Source organism: Streptomyces sp. NPDC050560 (assembly GCF_044457285.1).
Lineage (GTDB): Bacteria > Actinomycetota > Actinomycetes > Streptomycetales > Streptomycetaceae > Streptomyces.
Genome location: NZ_JBITGT010000006.1, coordinates 204,714 through 223,417, shown reverse-complemented (window position 1 = coordinate 223,417; position 18,704 = coordinate 204,714). Strand labels below are relative to the sequence as shown.

Below are 18,704 nucleotides of genomic sequence, written 5' to 3'. Positions count from 1 at the left end.
GCGCCGGGACCGCTCAGTCGGCGGGCCGCTCCCCGGCCACCGCCGCCGCGCCCCGCGTCACCTCCGCCATCAGCTCCCGTACGATCGCGTCCCCGCGCAGCGTCAGCACGGACTCCGGGTGGAACTGCACCCCCGCGAAGCCGGGCCCGCGCAGCGCGTGCACCTCGCCGCTCGCCGCGTCCCTCGACACGGTGACACCGTGCGCGGCCAGCTCCGCCGCCGACTCCTCGTCGCAGCGGGCCGTGAAACTGCTGTAGAAGCCCACCGTCTCCGGCCGCCCGAAGAGCTGCACGGTGCGCTGCGCCCCCTGGTACGCCACCCGGGACGGGACGATGTCGAGCCCCAGCTCCGCCGCGATCAGCTCGTGCCCGAGGCACACCCCCAGCACCCCGTACCGGTGCGCGCCGACCGCCTCGGCCGCGAGCGCGCGCAGCGCCCGCATCCTGGGGTCCCCGGTGTCCGCCGGGTCGCCGGGGCCGGGGCCGAGCACCAGCGGGCCGCGGTGCGCGGCCACCGCGGCCCGCAGCCCCGGCGCGTCGTGCCGCACCAGCGTCACCGTGTACCCGGCGCAGCGCAGCAGGTGCGCCAGCATCGAGGTGAAGGTGTCCTCGCCGTCCACCACGAGCGCGCCGCCCGCCGCGCCGGACGGAAGCCGCTCCTGCATCCGCAGCCAGAACGGCGCGAGCCCCGCCCTGCGCGCGTCCAGCGCCTCCCGCACCCGGGGGTCGCAGCCCGGCGCGGGCCCGCCGCGCGCCGCCCGCGACGCCTGCGGCACCGCCCCGAGCGCGGCCAGCACCCCCGCGGCCTTCGCGTGCGTCTCGGCCACCTCGCCCTCCGGCCGCGAGCCCCTGACCAGGGTGGCGCCCACCGGAACCCGCAGCCGCCCGGCCGCGTCGATGTCCGCGGTACGGATCAGGATCGGCGAGTCCAGCGTCTGGGCGCCGCCCGCGTCGGTGCCCAGCAGCGCCAGCGCGCCCCCGTAGTAGCCGCGCCCGCCGTGCTCATGGCGCTCGATGACCCGGCAGGCGTTCTGCACCGGGGAGCCCGTCACCGTCGCCGCGAACATCGTCCGCCGCAGCACCTCCCGCACGTCCAGCGAGGACCTGCCGCGCAGCTCGTACTCGGTGTGCGCGAGGTGCGCCATCTCCCGCAGCCGCGGCCCGACGACGACCCCGCCCATGTCGCCGACGTCGCACATCATCTTCAGCTCCTCGTCGACGACCATCGACAGCTCCTCCGCCTCCTTCCCGTCGTCGAGGAAGCGCAGCAGCCCCTCGGCCGTCGGGCCCCCTGCCGGATAGCGGTACGTGCCGCTGATGGGGTTCATCACGACGGTGCCGCCCGCCATCCGCACATGCACCTCGGGGCTCGCGCCGACCAGCGTCCGCTCCCCGGTGTGCACCAGGAACGTCCAGTACGCCCCCCGCTCGTGCGCCAGCAGCCGCCGCAGCAGCGCCAGCGCGTCCGCCCGGCCGAAGCCCGGCAGGGTGCCGCGGTACGTGCGCCGCACCACGAAGTTGGCGCCCTCGCCGCGGCCGATCTCCTCGCGCAGCACCCGGGCCACGGTGCGCGCGTACTCCTCGTCGCCGACGTCGAAGCCGCCGCCGGTCACCTCCACCGGGCGCTCGGGGAGCTGCCGCAGCGCCTCGTCCAGGGGCAGCCTGTGGTACGTGTCGGCGCTCAGCACGCTCAGCGGGGTGCCGTCGTCGCGCACGTCGAAGCCGCGCTCCGCGATCTGCCGGAACGGCACGAGCGCGAGCGAGGGCCCGGGGCCCACCGGCAGTTCCGCCAGCGTCGCCACGTCGCGGACCGGGCCGCGCAGCACCTCCACCTGGTCGGGGTCGTGTCCGGGGGTGCGGCGGCGCAGCACCGCGAACGGGCCCGCGCCGGGCGCGAGCAGCTCGTCGAGGCGGAAGCCGCCCCCGGCGGTCCTGCCGCGGCCGTCCTCGGGGCTGCCGCCCTCGTCGGGCCGGCCCTTCTCCTCGGGCCCGCCGCTCTCTTCGTGCTGGCCGCCGTACGGCTCGGTCATGGGGTCGTCCTCTCCGGGTGCCTTCTCGTGGGATGCGAGGCGCTTGCTGGGAGGAGCGGCCCCCGGGGCCGGGGACTTTCCGGGAACTCAGGGGACTCAGGGAACTCAGAGAACCCGGGAACTCCGGAAAACGGAGAAGGCCGCCCTCGGGCGGCCTTCGCGACAGTGGGTACGCGTGTCAGTGGGCCGCCGGATGAGCGGTCCACCACCAGTTGTGCACCGGGACGTCGATCATGGGGACGCCCCGGGTCGAGTACGCGACCATGCCGCCACCCTAGCGGACGCCGGGTCCCGCGCACCCGGCGCCGCCGTGTGATGCGTCCGGTCATCTCAATTCCTGAGCGGCCCCCGAGGGCCCCCGCAGGACCCCGTACTGTGGAGGCGTGACCGTGAACGCTGATTCCCGAATCGTCGATGCCCAGGCGACCTGGCGTGACCTGCCCGCGGCCCAGCAGCCCGAGTACCCGGACGCCGCGGCCCTGCGCGACGTGACCGCGGAACTCACCTCCTATCCGCCCCTCGTCTTCGCCGGCGAGTGCGACCAACTGCGCGCCCGCATGGCCGCCGTGGCCCGGGGCGAGGCGTTCCTCCTCCAGGGCGGGGACTGCGCGGAGTCCTTCGACGGAGTGTCCGCCGAGCACATCAGGGGCAAGCTGAAGACCCTCCTCCAGATGGGCGCCGTCCTCACCTACGCCGCCTCGGTGCCGGTGGTGAAGGTGGGCAGGATCGCGGGCCAGTACTCCAAGCCACGCTCCAAGCCCACCGAGACCCGCGACGGGGTGACCCTGCCCAGCTACCGCGGTGACTCCGTCAACGGCTTCGAGTTCACCGAGGCCGCCCGGGTGCCCGACCCGGAGCGGCTGAAGCGGATGTACCACTTCTCCGCCTCCACGCTGAACCTGGTCCGCGCCTTCACCACCGGCGGCTACGCGGACCTGCGCCAGGTGCACGCCTGGAACCAGGACTTCGTCAAGCGCTCCCCCTCGGGACAGCGCTACGAGCAGCTCGCCCGCGAGATCGACAAGGCGCTCAGCTTCATGCTGGCGTGCGGCGCCGACCCCGAGGAGTTCAGGACCGTCGAGTTCTACGCCTCGCACGAGGCGCTGCTGCTCGACTACGAGTCGGCGCTCACCCGCGTCGACTCCCGCACCGGCGACCTGTACGACGTCTCGGGGCACATGGTGTGGATCGGTGAGCGCACCCGGCAACTGGACGGCGCGCACATCGAGTTCGCCTCCCGTATCCGCAACCCCATCGGGGTCAAGCTGGGCCCGACGACCACCGCGGAGGAGGCCCTGAGCTACGTCGAGCGGCTCAACCCCGACGACGAGCCCGGCCGGCTGACGTTCGTGGTGCGGATGGGCGCCGACAAGGTCAGGGACAAGCTCCCCGAGCTGGTGGAGAAGGTCACGGCGTCGGGCGCCAGGGTCGCCTGGGTGACCGACCCGATGCACGGCAACACCTTCGAGGCCGCCTCGGGCCACAAGACCCGCCGCTTCGACGACGTACTCGACGAGGTCAAGGGCTTCTTCGAGGTCCACAAGGCGCTCGGCACCCACCCCGGCGGCATCCATGTGGAGCTGACAGGCGACGACGTCACCGAGTGCGTGGGCGGCGGTGACGAGATCTTCGTCGACGACCTCCACCAGCGCTACGAGACCGCCTGCGACCCCAGGCTCAACCGCAGCCAGTCGCTCGACCTGGCGTTCCTCGTGGCCGAGATGTACCGAGACCAGTAGGTGCGGAGCACCTACTGGTCCCGTTCATGAGCCGGTTGCGGTCGGCTGGCGGCCGCCGGTGGGGGGCGGGTCCGTGTGATCCGTGCCCCATCGGTGGCCGCGGCCCTTTTGCGCTTTCCCTCGGCATAGGTAAGGTTAGGTTTGCCTCACCGGGACGGTTTCGGGGTGGCGACCCCTCGATCCCAGGGCCCAGGGAGGTGGCTGGCATGTTCGTGTGCAACTGCTTCGGTGTCACCGAGGCACAGGTCAGGCGGCACGCGGCCGACGGCGCCGACAGCCCGCGCCGTATCGCCTCCGCCTGCAAGGCCGGCACCGACTGCGGCTCCTGTGTGCGCCGCATCCAGGCCCTGCTGGGACGCCTCGCCTGCCCCGCGCACCCGGCGCCCGACGAGGCACCCGCGGTGACCGGCGCGCCGAGCGGCCGGGAGGCCGCGGTGGTGCTCGCCGCCGTCGGCCGGGCCCGCGGCGAGTCGCTGGACGAGGCCGCCTGACCGGCCCTCCCCTCAGTGCCCTGAGCCGTACCCGCCGGACGAGTCGTCCCCGTCCGTGCTCGGCTGCTCCACGAGCTGGGCGATGTAGAGCGGTTCGCCCAGCTTCTCCACCAGGTCGAGCTGGGTGTCCAGATAGTCGATGTGGTGCTCCTCGTCCGCGAGGATCGACTCGAACAGCTTCGCCGACGTGATGTCGCCCTTCGTCCGCATCACCTCCACCCCGCGCCGCAGCCGGTCGATCGCCTCCACCTCGATCTGCCGGTCGGCCTGGAACATCTCGGTGACGCTCTGCCCGACCCGCACGTGGAAGAGGCGTTGATAGTTCGGCAGCCCCTCAAGGAAGATGATCCGGTCCGTCAGGATCTCCGCGTGCCGCATCTCGTCGAACGACTCGGCCCGTGTGTATTTCGCGAGCTTGGCCCAGCCGTAGTTCTCCTGCAATTTCGCATGCAGAAAGTACTGGTTGATAGCGGTGAGTTCGGCGGTGAGCTGCTCGTTGAGGAATTCGATGACCTCGGGATCACCCTGCATCGCCAAGGCTCCTTCCGTGGGATTGATCAGGCAGTGGCGCATCCTCCCATCGGCTATCGGCGCCGTCCAGTAAGCCCAGGCTTACTCCGGCGCTCCTCATCGGTGCCCGCGCCCGCCGCACGCCCCGGCGCGCGGCGGGTCGATCCGCGCTACGACGCGCCGGTACCGGCGCCTTCGCGACCTGCCGACACCGGGAAGCGGTGCCCGATATGCGCGTTACGGGACGCGCGCGCCGGGGCGCATGCAGTTCTTCGTACCGGGCATGTCAGGATGGGTGCATGGGCCACCCGACAAGCCGGACATCCCCCACGGAGACCGTTTCAGGACTGCCGCCGGGGCAGCGGCTCCAGCGCGGCTGGCCGGTCACCCACTACGGCCCGGTGCCGAAGTTCAGGCCCGAGCGCTGGGAATTCCGGGTATTCGGGGCGACCGCGGACGGCGGCAAGCGCTGCTGGAATCACGAGGAATTCTCCGCGCTGCCCTACTCCACGGTCGTCGCCGATCTGCACTGCGTGACGAAATTCAGCATGCTCGGCGCCGAATGGGGCGGGGTGCTGCCCCGGGTCCTGACGGAACTGGCGCCGCCGCACCCGTCCGCGACCCATGTGATGGTGTGGGCCGAGTACGGCTTCAGCTCCAATCTGACGCTCGCCGACTTCACCGCCGACAACACCGTCCTCGCCACCCACAGGGACGGCGAACTCCTCACCGCGGAACACGGCTTCCCGCTCCGCCTCGTGGTGCCGCACCGCTACGCCTGGAAGGGTCCCAAGTGGGTGCGCGGCGTGGAGTACATGACGGCGGACCGCCGCGGCTTCTGGGAGGAGCGGGGCTACCACAACATCGGCGACCCCTGGCGCGAGCAGCGCTACACGTACCAGGAGGAGCCGGGCGAGGGGCCCGAACTGTCCGCCGCCGGCCAGGAGGGCTGAGCCCGGCCGCTCAGTGGTGCCCCGCGTGGTGCCGGTGCACGACCGCGTGGCCCAGGCCCCGCCCGATCATCCAGCGGTTGACGGGCGTGGTGACCAGGAACGCCAGCACCAGCGAGATCGCGAGCGAACCCCAGAACAGCGCGTCGGGCAGGCCCGCGTCCCGCGCCGCGGGCCACAGCGCGATGGTGCCGTTGTCGATCAGCTCCATCACGGCGATGGACACCGTGTCCGCCGCCAGCGCCACCCGCAGCGCCGCCGCGAACCCAAGACCGGCCCGCAGCACCCCGCGCATCGTCAGCGCGTAGCCGAAGAAGAACGCCAGCACGACCGCGAGGGCCGTGGTCGGCACATTGCCCCAGCCCAGCGCGGTGCCGATCACCATGCCGAGCACCTCTCCGATCGCGCACCCCGTCAGACAGTGCAGGGTGGCCTGCGCGGCCATGCCCCAGCTCGCGGGCGCGTGCTCCGTGTGCTCCATCGTCCGGCTCCCTTCCCGCGGGCGCGCTCCCGGCCCGCCCCCGCCGGAACGTTATACCCCCCTAGGGTATTCCCTGAGCTTCTTGAGCAGCGCGGCGTCCTCGGCGTGCCGCGCCTTCGGGCCAGGGGTCTCCAGGATCAGCGGGACGCCCGCCGTCGCCGGATGGGCCAGCAACGCCGCGAAGCCGTCCTCGCCGATGTGGCCCGCGCCGATGTTCTCGTGCCGGTCCTTGTGGGCGCCCACCACGTCCTTGGAGTCATTGGCGTGGATCAGCCGCAGCCGGCCCTCCCCGACCGTCTCCACCAGCAGGTCGAGGGTGCGGGCCGCCGCCCCGGGGGCGGTCAGGTCGTGCCCCGCCGCGAACACATGGCAGGTGTCGAGGCACACCCCGAGCCTCGGATGCGCGTCCAGCGCCTCGAAGTAGGGGCCGAGGTCCGCGACCAGCGAGCACAGCGACGCGCCCTGGCCCGCCGTCGACTCCAGCAGCAGATACGGATCGTCGTCCGCGGTCAGCTCGTCGAGCAGCGGCAGCAGCAGCTCCCGCACCTGCGCCAGCGCCACCCCCCGCTCCCGCCCGCCGGTCGCGGAGCCGGTGTGCACGACCACGCCGAGCGCCCCGATCTCCCGCCCCCTGCGCAGCGAGTGCCGCAGCGACGCCACGGAGCGCCGGGCGGTCTCCTCGGTGTGCGAGCCGAAGTTGATCAGATAGGGGGCGTGCACATAGGCGGGGACGCCGCCCTCGGCGCAGGCCGCGCGGAACGCCTCGTCCTGCGCGGGGTTCCCGGCCGGTGTCGCCCACCCCCGGGGGTTCGCCACGAACACCTGCACGGTCTCGGCGCCGATGTCCCGGGCGTACGAGAGCCCCGCCGCGGCGAGACCCCCGGCCACCGGGACATGCCCGCCGACGGGATTACGGGGAAGCACACTGCTGGTCACGGACCAAGCCTGGCACGCGCCCCGCACGCGGCGCGCCACGGGTGGGGCACGGCGCCCGGAGTACACGCCACGCGCCCCCGCCACGCATCCACGCCACGCGCCGGGCGCCCGCGCGACGGTCAGCCCGCCTTCAGGGTGATCGTGCTGCCCTCCGGCGCCTCGTCGCCGCCCTCCACCGACTGCTCGCTGACCTTGTCGCCGCCGCCGAAGATGCCGTCGAGGAAGCCCTTGTCGACCTTCACCTCGAAACCGGCGTCCTCCAGCGTCCGCCGGGCGTCGTCCACCTTCTGCCCCGTGACGTCCGGGACCTCCACCATCCGGGGGCCCTTGGAGAGCGTCAGCGTCACCGTGTCGCCCTCGGCGAGCCTGGTGCCCTCGCCGGGGGACTGCCGGGCCACGTCGCCCTTGTCGGCCTCCGACGTCACCCGGGTCCTGGAGACCCGCACGTGCAGGCCCTCGTCCTCCAGGTCGTCCGTGGCGTCGTCGGCGGACTCGCCCGTCACGTCGGGCACCTCGACCGCGGCGCCCTTGCTGACCTTGATCGCCACCGCCGTGCCCGACTTGCGCGTCGTACCGCCCGCCGGGGACGTCGAGATCACCGAGCCCTTGTCCACGTCGTCGTCGAACTCCTGCGTGACCATGCCCGCCTCAAGACCGGCCGAGGCCAGCTCGGACTTCGCGTCGCCCAGGGAGAGCCCTTCGAGCCTCGGCACCTTCACCGTGTCGGGGCCGAGCGAGATGGTGAGCCCCACCTTGTCGTGGTCCCTGATACGGCTGCCCGCGGCCGGGTCGGTGGAGATCACGGTGCCGCGCTCGTCGCTGTCGCTGTGCCTGCGGGTGATGTCGCCCACGCCGAGCCCGGCCTCCCCGAGCCGCTGCTTCGCCTGCGCCTCCGTCTTCGCCAGCAGCGGCGGGACCTTGGTGAACTGGCCCGAGTTGATGTACCAGACCCCCGCGCCCACCGCGAGCGCCACCAGGACCGCGAGCACCGCGATCAGGGTGCCCCTGCGGGGCGGCACGAACCGGCGCCCGCGCGGCCCCGGCGGCCCGGGCGGCGGCGGGGCGAGCCTGCTGGTGCGGTTCAGCTCGTCCTCGGAGCCGCCGCCGGGGCCGCCGGGGCCACCAGGGCCTTCAGCGTCGGCCGCGTCGTCGTCGCCGACCGGCAGCGGGCGCGGCAGGATACGGGCCGCGGCCCGCGGGATGACGCTGGTGCGGTCCTCGGCGTTGTCGTGCCCTGCCGCGAGCGCGCCGGGCGGCACCGCGTCGAGCTGCGCCGCCGTCAGGCCCTCCCTGGCCCGGCGGACGCGGGCGAGCAGCGCCACCGCGTCCTCGGGCCGCCCGGCCGCCGCCCGCGCCGCCGCCGCGGCGACCAGCGTGTCGAGCGCGGCCGGCAGCCCGGGGACGGTGTCGGAGGGGCGCGGCACGTCCTCGTTGAGGTGCTGGTACAGCACCTGCGCCGCGGACTCGCCCGCGTGCGGTTTGCGGCCCGTCAGCATCTCGTAGAGCACGACGCCGCACGCGTACACGTCGACCCTGGGGTCGGCCGCGCCCTTCTCGATCTGCTCGGGGGCCAGGTACGACACCGTGCCGAGCACGGTCCCCGTGGTGTTGGTGACCGAGTCCACGGCGCGCACCAGGCCGAAGTCGGCGACCTTCACCCGGCCGTCGTCCCCTATCAGGACGTTCTCCGGCTTCATGTCGCGGTGCACGAAGCCCGCGCGGTGCGCGGCGCCGAGCGCGGCGAGCACCGGCTCAAGGATGTCGAGCGCGGCCCTCGGCTGGAGCGCGCCGCGCTCGCGCAGCACGTCGCGCAGCGTGCAGCCCGCCACGTACTCCATCGCCTGGTACACGTACTGCCCGTCGGCGCCCTGGTCGTAGACCGCCACGACGTTGGGGTGGGAGAGCCGGGCCACGGACTTCGCCTCGCGGATGAAGCGCTCCACGAACGACGCGTCGGCGGCCAGCGCCGGGTGCATCACCTTCAGCGCGAGCACCCGGTCGAGACGGGTGTCCAGGGCCCGGTAGACCGTGGCCATACCGCCCACCGCGATCAGCGCGTCGACGCGGTAGCGCCCGTCGAGTACCTGCCCGACGAGGGGGTCCTTGAGGCTCGTATCCACGTCGTGAGTCTACGAGGCCCCGCCGACACCCCACGTCGGCCGGTCGCATACCGGCACATGGCTGGTGCCGAGCTGTGACACCCGGCGCGCCCGGCTGCGGGCCCCCGCCCGGCCCGCGCCGCGCCCCCTGCCGCCCCTCAGAACGCCGGGCGCTCCGGGTCGTGCGCGGCCCCCGCCGACAGCGCCGCGACGCCCTCGCGGGGCGACGACGCGTACGCGATCCGCCGCACCGGGATGCGCCCGGCCCGGTACGCGAGCCGCCCCGCCTCCACCCCGGCCCGCATCGCCTCCGCCATCAGCACCGGCTCCCGCGCCCTGGTCACCGCCGACGCCAGCATCACGCCCGCGCAGCCCAGCTCCATGGCGAGGGCCGCGTCCGACGCGGTGCCCGCGCCCGCGTCGAGGATGACCGGCACGCGCGCGTTCTCCACGATCAGCTCGAAGTTGTGCGGGTTGCGGATACCGAGCCCCGACCCGATCGGCGAGCCGAGCGGCATCACGGCCGCGCACCCGGCCTCCTCAAGACGGCGCGCGAGCACCGGGTCGTCGTTGGTGTACGGCAGCACCGTGAAACCGTCGTCCACCAGGGTCTCCGCGGCGTCCAGCAGCTCCACAGGATCGGGCAGCAGGGTCCGCTCGTCCGCGACCACCTCAAGCTTCACCAGCGAGGTGCCCAGCGCCTCGCGCGCGAGCCGCGCCGTCAGCACGGCCTCGCCCGCGGTGAAGCAGCCCGCGGTGTTCGGCAGCACCGCGATGCCGAGCCGGTCGAGCACCGAGAGCACCGAGCCCTGGACGCCCGGGTCGAGCCGCCGCATCGCCACCGTCGTCAGCCGCGTCCCCGACGCGACGAGCGCGCGCTCCAGCACGTCGAGGCTGGGCGCGCCGCCGGTGCCCATGATCAGCCGGGAGGCGAGGGTGAGCCCGCCGAGCACCAGCGGGTCGCCGTCACCGGCCCTCGCGCCTTCGCCTGTGCCTGTGTCCCGGGCCGGGGCGCCCGCGGGCCCCTCGGCGCCGGTGTACGTGTCCGTCATGGTCAACCTCCCTGGACCGCCGTCAGGACCTCCACCCGGTCCCCGTCGCACAGCGCCGTCGACGGCCACGCGCCGCGCGGTACGACGGCCTCGTTGACCGCCGCAGCGACCCCCGAGTGGGCGCTGGTGAGGCCCGCGACCAGCGCCGCGAGCGTGGTGCCTGGGGGCAGCCCCCGCGGCTCGCCGTTCACGGACACGGTGCACACGGCGCCGTCGGCGGTGTCGGCGGTGTCGTTGCTCGCCGTGTTCTTCCTGGGACTCATACCGGCCGCTCCTGCCCCGCGGCCCGCGGGGCCGCCGTGCCGTACGGCGCCTGCGGCGCGAACCGCCCGGGCGTGAACGGCCTGGCCACCTCGGGCAGTTCGCCCGTCGTCAGGGCCTCGGCGAGGGCGTCCCCGGTGAGCGGGGTGAGCAGGACGCCGTTGCGGAAGTGCCCGGTGGCCAGCAGCAGCCCGTCGAGCGCGGTGGGGCCGAGCAGCGGCGCGTTGTCGGGGGAGCCGGGCCGCAGCCCCGCGCTGGTCTCGGTCAGCGGCAGCTCGGTGAGGCCGGGCACCAGCTCGTGGGCGTCGCGCAGCAGCTCGTAGACGCCGCCCGCGGTGACCGTGGTGTCCCACCCCATCTCCTCGCTCGTCGCCCCGACGACCAGCTCGCCGCTGAGCCGCGGCACCAGGTAGACCTGGCTGCCGCGGACCATGGCCCGTACCGTCCTGGTCAGGAACGGCGCACGCTCCGGGGGCACCGTCAGCCGCAGCACCTGCCCCTTCACCGGGCGCACCGGCGGCAGCACCGCCGGGGGCACCCCGTCGAGGCGCCCGCTGAGGCTGCCGCAGGCCAGCACGGTCCGCGCCGCCGCCAGCCGGGTGCCGTCGTCGAGGACCACGCCCACGGCGCGCTCACGCGCCACGTCGAGCGCCGCCGCCCACCGCCGCACGAAGCGCACCCCGGACCGCTCGCACGCCGTCACCAGCGCCGCCGACAGCAGCCTCGGGTCCACCTGGTGGTCGCCGTCGACCCGCAGCCCGCCGCGCACACCGGGCGCGAGCATCGGTTCGAGCCGACGGCACTCCCGGCCCGCCAGCCACTCCGCGTGCAGCCCCGACTGGGCCTGGAAGGCGTGCAGTTCGCGCAGGTGCGCCCGGTCGTCCGCGTCGAGCGCGACGGACAGCGTGCCGTTCCTGCGGTAGCCGATGTCCTGTCCCGTCGCCTCGGTCAGCTCCCGCGCGAAATCGGGGTAGCGCTCGGCCGAGGCCAGGTTCAGGGCGAGCAGCGCCTGCTCGCCGTAGTGCAGCTCGGTGACCGCGGCCAGCATGCCCGCGGCGACCTGCGCGGCGCCGCCGCCCGGCGCCGGGTCCACGACCGTCGTACGCAGCCCCGCGAGCGCCGCCCGCCAGGCGGTGACGAGGCCGATGACCCCGCCGCCGACGACCAGCGCGTCGGGCGCGCGCTCCGCCGCGTCCGCACGGGGCGACGCCGACTGCGCCGCCGCAACGGATACCGACGCGGCCGCCGGTGCCGCGGGCGGGGGTGTGGGTGGTGGAGAAGACGCCATGAGTGTCACAACCCTCCCTTCGCCGGAATGACCCGGATCAGGTTCGTACGGTCGGAGGCCGCCCAGCCTCCCTCTCAGCCCGGTGCGTCCGGGCTCCCGCGAGTGCTCCTGCGCTTTTCACCCTAACCCGACGCGCCCGCCGCCAGTAAGGCGCCGTCTGCTGTGCGGGAGGTCACCGGGGCCACCGCCGACCGGCACGAGGCGGCTGACTATCGTGGCGTGGTGATCGAACAGACCCGGCAGCGTGGCCGGACAGGGCAGGCAGGTCCCGAACACCGTGTGGTGATCGTCGGTGCGGGCATGGCGGGGGTGCAGACGGCGGTGGCCCTGCGCGAGCGGGGCTTCGAGGGCCCGGTGACCCTGCTCGGCGAGGAGCTGCACCCGCCGTACGACCGGCCCCCGCTGTCCAAGGCGGTGCTGCTCGGCAAGGCGGACGGCTCCGCCTTCGACATCGACTTCGACGGGCTCGGCGTGGCGCTGCGCCTCGGGGTGCGCGCGAGCGGGCTGCGGCCCGCCGACCGCGAACTGGACACCTCGGCGGGCCCGTTCCCTTACGACACGCTGGTCCTCGCGACCGGCGCCGAGCCGATCGGGCTGCCCGGCACCGAGGGCGCCCCCGGGGTGCACGTGCTGCGCACCCTCGACGACGCGGCGGGGCTGCGCGGCGTGCTCGCCGGGCAGCGGGACGTGGTGGTCGTCGGCGCGGGCTGGATCGGCGCGGAGTTCGCCACGGCCGCGCGCGAGGCGGGCTGCGCGGTGACCGTCGTGGAGGCCGCCGACCGGCCGCTCGCGGGCACCCTGCCCGCCGAGGTGGCCGCCCCGATGGCCGCCTGGTACGCGGAGGCGGGCGCGGAGTTGCGCACCGGCGCGCGTGTGGCGCGCGTCGAGCCGGGCGCGGTCGTCCTCGGGGACGGCGCGCGGCTGTCCGCGGACGCCGTCGTGGTCGGCATCGGGGCACGCGCCGCGACGGGCTGGCTCGCCGGCTCGGGGATCGGCCTCGGCACGCACGGGGAGATCGCGGCCGACGCGTCGCTGCGCACCACGCTGCCCGGCGTGTACGCGGCCGGCGACTGCGCCTCGTACCCCTCGCGGCGCAGCGGCGAACGGCTCCTCGTGCACCACTGGGACAACGCGCTCCAGGCGCCGCGCACGGTCGCCGCCAACATCGTCGGCGAGGCGCCCGCCACCTACGACCCGGTGCCGTACTTCTGGTCGGAGCAGTTCGGCCGCTTCGTCCAGTACGCGGGCCACCACACGCCCGCCGACACCCTCCTGTGGCGCGGTGACCCCGCGGAGCCCTCCTGGACGGTCTGCTGGCTGCGGGACTCCCGCCTGACCGCCACCCTGACGGTGGGCCGCCCCCGCGACCTCACCCAGTCCCGCAAACTCATCGCCACCGCCACCCCCATGAACCCCACCACCCTCCCCAACCCCACGATCCCCCTGAAGTCGGCCACCCTCTGACCGCACGTGTGAAAAATCCCGCCGCAACGGCGCCCAACCCAATCGGCCGCCCCCGGCGGTGCCGAACCCACCCGGACCACGGACAACAAATTCCCCCTCCGGGGACCACACAGAACCGCCCCCACCCACCCCCTCCGGGCCCGGGGCGGAGCCCCGGTGCAAGGGATGACATCCCCCCGCCGGGAGGCACCCCGCTTCCGACCCCCCGTCCAAGATGGCACGCTTGTCCCGTGACCGAGATTGACGCAAAAATCGATGCTCTCGTCCCCGCCTGGCTCAACCTCCCCGACATCGCCGAGATGCTCGACGTCGAGGTGACCCGCGTCCGCCAGTTGGTCAAGGAGGGCCAGCTCATCGCCGTACGCCGGGGTGAGAACCGCGCCCTGCACGTGCCCGCCGCGTTCATCGACGGCGACAAGGTCGTCAAGGGCCTCACCGGCACCCTGACGCTCCTGCGGGACGACGGCTTCACCGACGCCGAGATGCTGGAGTGGCTCTTCACCCCCGACGCGAGCCTGCCGGGCACCCCCGCCCAGGCGCTCGCGGAGAACCGCGGCACGGAGGTGAAGCGCCGCGCTCAGGCGCTGGCCGTCTGACCCCGTCCCACCCAGATCGCACCACCGCGTACGGGGCGCGCGACGCGCCCCGTACGCCCCCACAGGGCGGGCGCCCCCGCACGGCGCCCGCTTCGACCGCACACCGCCGGGGGAGACCACGACCATGCCCACCACCGCACCGCGCACCCAGCTCGCCGACGCCGTCCTGTACCTGTGCACGGACGCCCGCACCGGCCGCGGCGACCTCGCCGAGTTCGCCGACGCGGTCCTCGCGGGCGGCGTCGACATCCTGCAACTGCGCGACAAGGGCATGGAGGCCCGCGACGAGCTGGCGAACCTGGAGGTGCTCGCCGACGCCTGCCGCCGCCACGGCAAGCTCCTCGCGGTCAACGACCGCGCCGACATCGCCCGCGCCATCGGCTCCGACGTACTCCATCTCGGCCAAGGCGACCTGCCCGTACCGGCCGCGAGGGCCATCGTCGGCGAGCGCCCCCTGATCGGCCGCTCCACCCACACGGGACCCGAGGCGATGGCGGCGTCCCTCCAGGACGGCGTGGACTACTTCTGCACAGGACCCTGCTGGCCCACCCCCACCAAGCCGGGCCGCCCGGCCCCCGGGCTCGACCTGGTGCGCTACGCGGCCTCGCTCGACACGGCCCGCCCCTGGTTCGCGATCGGCGGCATCGACCTCGGCAACCTCGACGCGGTGCTCGCCGCGGGCGCGCGCAGGGTCGTGGTCGTACGGGCCGTCACCGAGGCCGACGACCCGCACGCGGCGGCGTCCGAGTTCAGCAAGCGGCTGCGCGCCACCTGAACGCCCCCGGGCCCCGCCACCGGAACGCGCCCATGCCCCCCCACGGCCCTCCCCGCGTCCCACTCCGTGGACACCATCCGCCCAAACCCCGCCATTCAGGCGCTCCCGGTTCGGATACCGCCACGGTCTGGCTAACCTGCACCTATGGCCACCGGTACCTCCTCCACGCGAACGGACCGCGCACGCACCGTGCGCGACATGCTCGCGGCGGGCAAGACGACGTTCTCCTTCGAGTTCCCGGTCCCCAAGACCCGCAAAGCGGAGCAGAACCTCTGGAAGGCGCTGCGCCGGGTGGAGGCGGTGGCGCCGAGCTTCGTCTCGGTGACGTACGGCGCGGGCGGCTCCACCCGCTCGGGCACGGTGCGCACCACGGAGCAGATCGTCGAGGACTCCACCCTCACCCCCGTCGCCCACCTCACCGCCGTCGACCAGTCCGTCGCGGAACTGCGCAACGCCATCGGGCGGTACGCGGACGCCGGGATCAGGAACATGCTCGCGGTGCGCGGCGACCCGCCCGGCGACCCCATGGGCGACTGGGTCCCGCACCCCCAGGGCCTGACCTACGCGGCCGACCTGGTGCGGCTCATCAAGGAGTCGGGCGACTTCTGCGTCGGTGTCGCCGCCTTCCCCGAGACGCACCCGCGCTCGCGCGACGAGGACAGCGACGTACGGCACTTCGTCGACAAGTGCCGCGCGGGCGCGGACTACGCGATCACCCAGATGTTCTTCCGGCCCGAGTCCTATCTGCGGCTGCGCGACCTGGTCGCCGCGCGGGGCTGCGACACCCCCATCATCCCCGAGGTCATGCCCGTGACCAGCGTGCGGATGCTGGAGCGGCTGCCGCAGCTCAGCAACGCCGTCTTCCCGCCCGAGCTGAAAGAGCGCATCCTCGCGGTCCGCGACGACCCGGCGGCGGTACGCTCCATCGGTATCGGGTTCGCGACGGAGTTCTGCGCGCGGCTGCTCGACGAAGGCGTCCCGGGGCTGCACTTCATCACGTTGAACAACTCCACGGCGACGCTGGAGATCTACGAGAACCTCGGGCTGCACCAACCACAGGTCTAGACGAGCCGTAGCCTGTCCGGGCGGCGGCGGTTGTTCCAGGAGGGGCGTACATGGGCTGGACGGTCCTCTACATCGCATTCGGCTTCGTGGCCCTCTGGCTGCTCGGCGAGGTACTGCTCCAGTACAAGGCGCGGCTGCGGTGGCGGCTGCTCGCCTTCACCGGCTTCCTCTTCGTCGTCGTCGGCGTGGTGCTGCCCTCGGTGCCGGTGATCGCGCTCGGCGCGGTCGCCTTCGCCGTCGGCCAGACGTATGTGACGCTCTCGTTCCGCAAGGGCTTCTCGACCGGCTGGGCGATCGGCGGCAGGCCGGGCGCCAGCAGGCGCCGCAAGATGCAGGGCCCGCCCGCCCCCCAGGAGCCCACCCTTGAGGTGTCGGACCTGGAGTACGCGCAGCAGCCCGAGGCGGCGCCGGGACCGCCGCCCGTCTACGAGCCGGAGGCCATGCCCGACGACACCGGCCAGTACGGCGTCTACTCGGACGACCCCCCGGAGCACGCCGCGGCCGCGGACGGCCAGGCGGCCCAGGGCGGCTACGACGGCTACCAGGGCTACGACGCCTACCAGACGCCCCCGCCCCCCGACACGCCCCCCGGCGGCCATCCCTACCCGGGCGCCGACGGCTACCCGGTCACCGGCGACCCCGCCTACCCGGGCGACCCGTCCTACGCGGGCGACCCGTCTTACGCGGGCGACCCGTCTTACGCGGGCGACCCAGCGTATGCCACCGCCGCCCCCGGCTACGGCGGCTACGGCTACGACACGGGGCAGGGCCAGGACCAGCAGGCGTACGGCTACGACACCGGCCAGCAGCAGTACGCCGCGTACGCGGACCCGTACCCGGGCCAGGGCGGCTACGACCCCCAGCAGTACGCCTCCGGCTACGGCGACACACAGCAGCCCTACCAGCCCGACCCCTACGCCGCGCAGCACTACGGCGCACAGGGCGCCCAGGCCGACCCGTACGGGCAGGACGCCGGGTACGGCGCCGACACCCCGCCCGGCGGCGTCTGGGTCCCCCAGCAGCGCGAGACCCACGGCGGCTACGGCGGCGGACTCCCGCCCGAGCAGCAGCCCTACCCCTACCAGGAGCCTGGCAGCGCGCCCTACGGCGAGGGCCGGCCCGACGACCCCCGGGGCCACCAGCCCGCCGACCCCCAGGGCCAGGGGTACGACGGCCGCCCGTACGGCTACTGACCCCGCATACGCCCGCCCCGGCCCCTGGCCGGGCCCGCTAGCGCGACCCCTGGAAGCCGGGGCCCTCCACGATCAGCCCGGCCGCCAGCGCGCCCGACATCCCGGCGTGCGGCAGCCCGCCGCCCGGGTGCGACCAGCCGCCGACCGCGTAGAGGCCGGGCAGGCGCGTGGAGTTGGCCGGATGCAGCAGCCGCCCGCCGGCCGCGGGCAGGGCGGGCGGCGGCACCGCGCCGCCCGGCGCCCCGGTCGCGGCGGCGATGTCCGCTGGGGTGCGCGCCTCGTGCCAGAGCAGCCGCTCCCGCAGCCCCTCGACCGCGGCGCCCGCCCGCTCCACGAGGCGCTCCACGTCCGCCGCCGTGACCTCGGCGCCCGCGGGCACCGTCGCGGTCACGGTCACCGCCTCGTGGCCGCCGTCGGGCACCAGCAGCGGGTCACTGGTCCGCCGCACCACCACGGTGGGTGCGGCGGGCACCCCGCGCGCCTCCGCGCCGAACACCGCCTCCAACTCGCCCCCGCGATCCGGGGTGTGCACCACGGTGCGCACCGGCGCCCCCGCGGCCGCGGCCCCGCGCAGCGCGAGCAGCACCGTCAGCCTGCTCGGCGCCGACGCCATGCCGCCGACCTCGCCAGGGCCGCGCACCGGGGCGGGCGAGAGCGCGTCGAGCGCGGCGGGGAAGACCCCGGCGACCACCGCGTCCGCCTCGTGCACCGCGCCGTCCGCCGTCACCACGCCCGCCGCGGCGCCGTCCTTCTCCCGCACCCCTGTCACCTCGCTGCCGAAGCGGAAGACGACGCGGCGCTCACGGCAGCGCTCGTAGAGCGCGGTCGCCAGTGCGCGCAGCCCGCCCGCGACCGACCAGACGCCGAACGTCTGCTCCAGATAGGGCAGTACGGCCGCCGCGGCGGGCGCGGAGCGCGGATCGAGGCCGTGGACGAGCGCGTAGTGCTCCAGCAGGGCCCGCAGCCGCGCGTCACCGCCCAACTCGGCCTGCGCGACACCGGCGAGGGTGGTCGGCGGCGTGCCCCGGCGCAGCAGCCTGCGGGGCGCCCGCGCGGGATACGGCTCACGCTCCGCAAGCACCTGCCAGTTGGGCCACAGGGTCTCTTCGAGCAGCGGGCGGCGCGAGCGGTTCCAGGCTTCGCGCGCGCGGTCCATGAACTGCGCCCAGCGCGCCCCCGCGTCCCGGCCGAGCGCGCCGTCGAGCGCCGCACCGACCCCGGCGCGCGACGCGTTGGGCAGGTCCACCACGGCGCCGTCGGCGAACACATGCCGCACCGCGGGCTCCCGCTGCTCCAGCACGACCCGCTCCTCAAGCGCCGCCCGGCCCGTCTTCACGAACAGGTCGCGGTACACCGCGGGCAGCGGCAGCACCCCGGGCCCGGTGTCGAAGCGGAACCCGTCACGCTCGACGACCCCCAGCGACCCCCCGTACGTCTCGCTCCGCTCGAAGACCACCACCCGCCGGCCCGCCACCGCGAGCCGCGCCGCCGCCGCCATCGCCCCCATCCCCGCCCCGACCACCGCGATCTCACGCATGCCCGGAAGTCTAGGACGCCCACGGCGGCCCCCTCGGACCCGGCGGGTGAGTACGGGTACCGGTGAGTACGGGTACTCAGACCGGCAGATGAGTACTCCTGCGGATGGTTCGCGATCAGTGTCGGCGGCAGAGTGTGGTCACAGCAGGGCGCGCCGCGCCGGAACCGCCGACACGGGGCGGCGGAACGGCGCAGCGCCCTCTGGCCGCTGCCGGGCTCGACCCGGCAGCGCGCCCGGG

At 74.5% G+C, this 18,704-nt stretch carries 18 protein-coding genes and 1 riboswitch; of the genes, 8 read left to right on the top strand and 10 right to left on the bottom strand.

What is annotated here, in order from left to right; translation table 11 throughout:
* Positions 1-13: 13 nt before the first annotated feature.
* Positions 14-2,029 carry an anthranilate synthase family protein gene (locus ACIBIW_RS15700; protein ID WP_399336240.1) on the bottom strand — a complete coding sequence of 672 codons (2,016 nt, stop codon included), beginning with the start codon at positions 2,027-2,029 and terminating at the stop codon, positions 14-16.
* 178 nt (positions 2,030-2,207) lie between these two features.
* Entirely contained in the window at positions 2,208-2,264 is a 57-nt protein-coding gene (locus tag ACIBIW_RS15695) for a trp operon leader peptide (protein WP_399336716.1), read from the bottom strand.
* Between the two features lie 148 nt (positions 2,265-2,412).
* Between ACIBIW_RS15695 and ACIBIW_RS15690 the strand changes: the two genes are divergently transcribed.
* A complete protein-coding gene (locus tag ACIBIW_RS15690) occupies positions 2,413-3,768 on the top strand; it encodes a class II 3-deoxy-7-phosphoheptulonate synthase (protein ID WP_399336238.1) in 1,356 nt (451 codons plus the stop codon).
* 206 nt (positions 3,769-3,974) lie between these two features.
* On the top strand, positions 3,975-4,259 hold the full coding sequence (locus ACIBIW_RS15685; RefSeq protein ID WP_399336236.1) for a bacterioferritin-associated ferredoxin: 285 nt from the start codon (positions 3,975-3,977) through the stop codon (positions 4,257-4,259).
* Between the two features lie 12 nt (positions 4,260-4,271).
* On the opposite strand, the gene bfr is transcribed toward ACIBIW_RS15685, so the two are convergent.
* On the bottom strand, positions 4,272-4,790 hold the full coding sequence (bfr, locus tag ACIBIW_RS15680) for a bacterioferritin (RefSeq protein WP_399336234.1): 519 nt from the start codon (positions 4,788-4,790) through the stop codon (positions 4,272-4,274).
* Positions 4,791-5,068: 278 nt separating this feature from the next.
* Between bfr and ACIBIW_RS15675 the strand changes: the two genes are divergently transcribed.
* The gene (locus ACIBIW_RS15675) at positions 5,069-5,722 is read left to right on the top strand and encodes a sulfite oxidase-like oxidoreductase (RefSeq protein ID WP_399336232.1); all 654 of its coding nucleotides are present in this window, start codon (positions 5,069-5,071) and stop codon (positions 5,720-5,722) included.
* A gap of 10 nt (positions 5,723-5,732) precedes the next feature.
* On the opposite strand, the gene ACIBIW_RS15670 is transcribed toward ACIBIW_RS15675, so the two are convergent.
* The 6 genes from ACIBIW_RS15670 to thiO all read right to left on the bottom strand — a co-directional run bounded on the left by ACIBIW_RS15670 (position 5,733) and on the right by thiO (position 11,836).
* Positions 5,733-6,200, bottom strand: coding sequence for a DUF4396 domain-containing protein (locus ACIBIW_RS15670; protein WP_399336230.1), 468 nt, complete (start codon positions 6,198-6,200; stop codon positions 5,733-5,735).
* A gap of 51 nt (positions 6,201-6,251) precedes the next feature.
* On the bottom strand, positions 6,252-7,136 hold the full coding sequence (locus tag ACIBIW_RS15665; RefSeq protein WP_399336228.1) for a deoxyribonuclease IV: 885 nt from the start codon (positions 7,134-7,136) through the stop codon (positions 6,252-6,254).
* A gap of 119 nt (positions 7,137-7,255) precedes the next feature.
* Positions 7,256-9,256: a Stk1 family PASTA domain-containing Ser/Thr kinase gene (gene pknB / locus ACIBIW_RS15660; protein ID WP_399336226.1), complete on the bottom strand. Its 2,001-nt coding sequence runs from the start codon at positions 9,254-9,256 to the stop codon at positions 7,256-7,258.
* 137 nt (positions 9,257-9,393) lie between these two features.
* Positions 9,394-10,287: a thiazole synthase gene (locus ACIBIW_RS15655; RefSeq protein WP_399336224.1), complete on the bottom strand. Its 894-nt coding sequence runs from the start codon at positions 10,285-10,287 to the stop codon at positions 9,394-9,396.
* 2 nt (positions 10,288-10,289) lie between these two features.
* On the bottom strand, positions 10,290-10,550 hold the full coding sequence (gene thiS, locus ACIBIW_RS15650; protein ID WP_399336222.1) for a sulfur carrier protein ThiS: 261 nt from the start codon (positions 10,548-10,550) through the stop codon (positions 10,290-10,292).
* Complete coding sequence (gene thiO, locus ACIBIW_RS15645; protein ID WP_399336220.1) at positions 10,547-11,836, bottom strand: glycine oxidase ThiO; 1,290 nt, start codon at positions 11,834-11,836, stop codon at positions 10,547-10,549. Before thiO ends, thiS begins: the two co-directional genes overlap by 4 nt.
* Positions 11,834-11,946: riboswitch (TPP riboswitch) on the bottom strand. (Overlaps the previous gene by 3 nt.)
* A gap of 112 nt (positions 11,947-12,058) precedes the next feature.
* On the opposite strand from thiO, the gene ACIBIW_RS15640 reads away from it, so the two are divergent.
* The 5 genes from ACIBIW_RS15640 to ACIBIW_RS15620 all read left to right on the top strand — a co-directional run bounded on the left by ACIBIW_RS15640 (position 12,059) and on the right by ACIBIW_RS15620 (position 16,929).
* On the top strand, positions 12,059-13,300 hold the full coding sequence (locus ACIBIW_RS15640; protein WP_399336218.1) for an NAD(P)/FAD-dependent oxidoreductase: 1,242 nt from the start codon (positions 12,059-12,061) through the stop codon (positions 13,298-13,300).
* Between the two features lie 230 nt (positions 13,301-13,530).
* The gene (locus tag ACIBIW_RS15635) at positions 13,531-13,896 is read left to right on the top strand and encodes an Rv2175c family DNA-binding protein (protein ID WP_399336216.1); all 366 of its coding nucleotides are present in this window, start codon (positions 13,531-13,533) and stop codon (positions 13,894-13,896) included.
* Positions 13,897-14,020: 124 nt separating this feature from the next.
* Positions 14,021-14,671 (top strand): thiamine phosphate synthase, encoded by a 651-nt coding sequence (thiE, locus tag ACIBIW_RS15630; protein ID WP_399336214.1) that lies wholly within the window; start codon positions 14,021-14,023, stop codon positions 14,669-14,671.
* A 144-nt stretch (positions 14,672-14,815) separates the two neighbouring features.
* Positions 14,816-15,736 carry a methylenetetrahydrofolate reductase [NAD(P)H] gene (gene metF, locus ACIBIW_RS15625; RefSeq protein ID WP_399336212.1) on the top strand — a complete coding sequence of 307 codons (921 nt, stop codon included), beginning with the start codon at positions 14,816-14,818 and terminating at the stop codon, positions 15,734-15,736.
* A gap of 50 nt (positions 15,737-15,786) precedes the next feature.
* Complete coding sequence (locus ACIBIW_RS15620) at positions 15,787-16,929, top strand: hypothetical protein (RefSeq protein ID WP_399336210.1); 1,143 nt, start codon at positions 15,787-15,789, stop codon at positions 16,927-16,929.
* Positions 16,930-16,966: 37 nt separating this feature from the next.
* On the opposite strand, the gene ACIBIW_RS15615 is transcribed toward ACIBIW_RS15620, so the two are convergent.
* Positions 16,967-18,466 (bottom strand): phytoene desaturase family protein, encoded by a 1,500-nt coding sequence (locus ACIBIW_RS15615; protein WP_399336208.1) that lies wholly within the window; start codon positions 18,464-18,466, stop codon positions 16,967-16,969.
* Positions 18,467-18,704 lie beyond the last annotated feature (238 nt).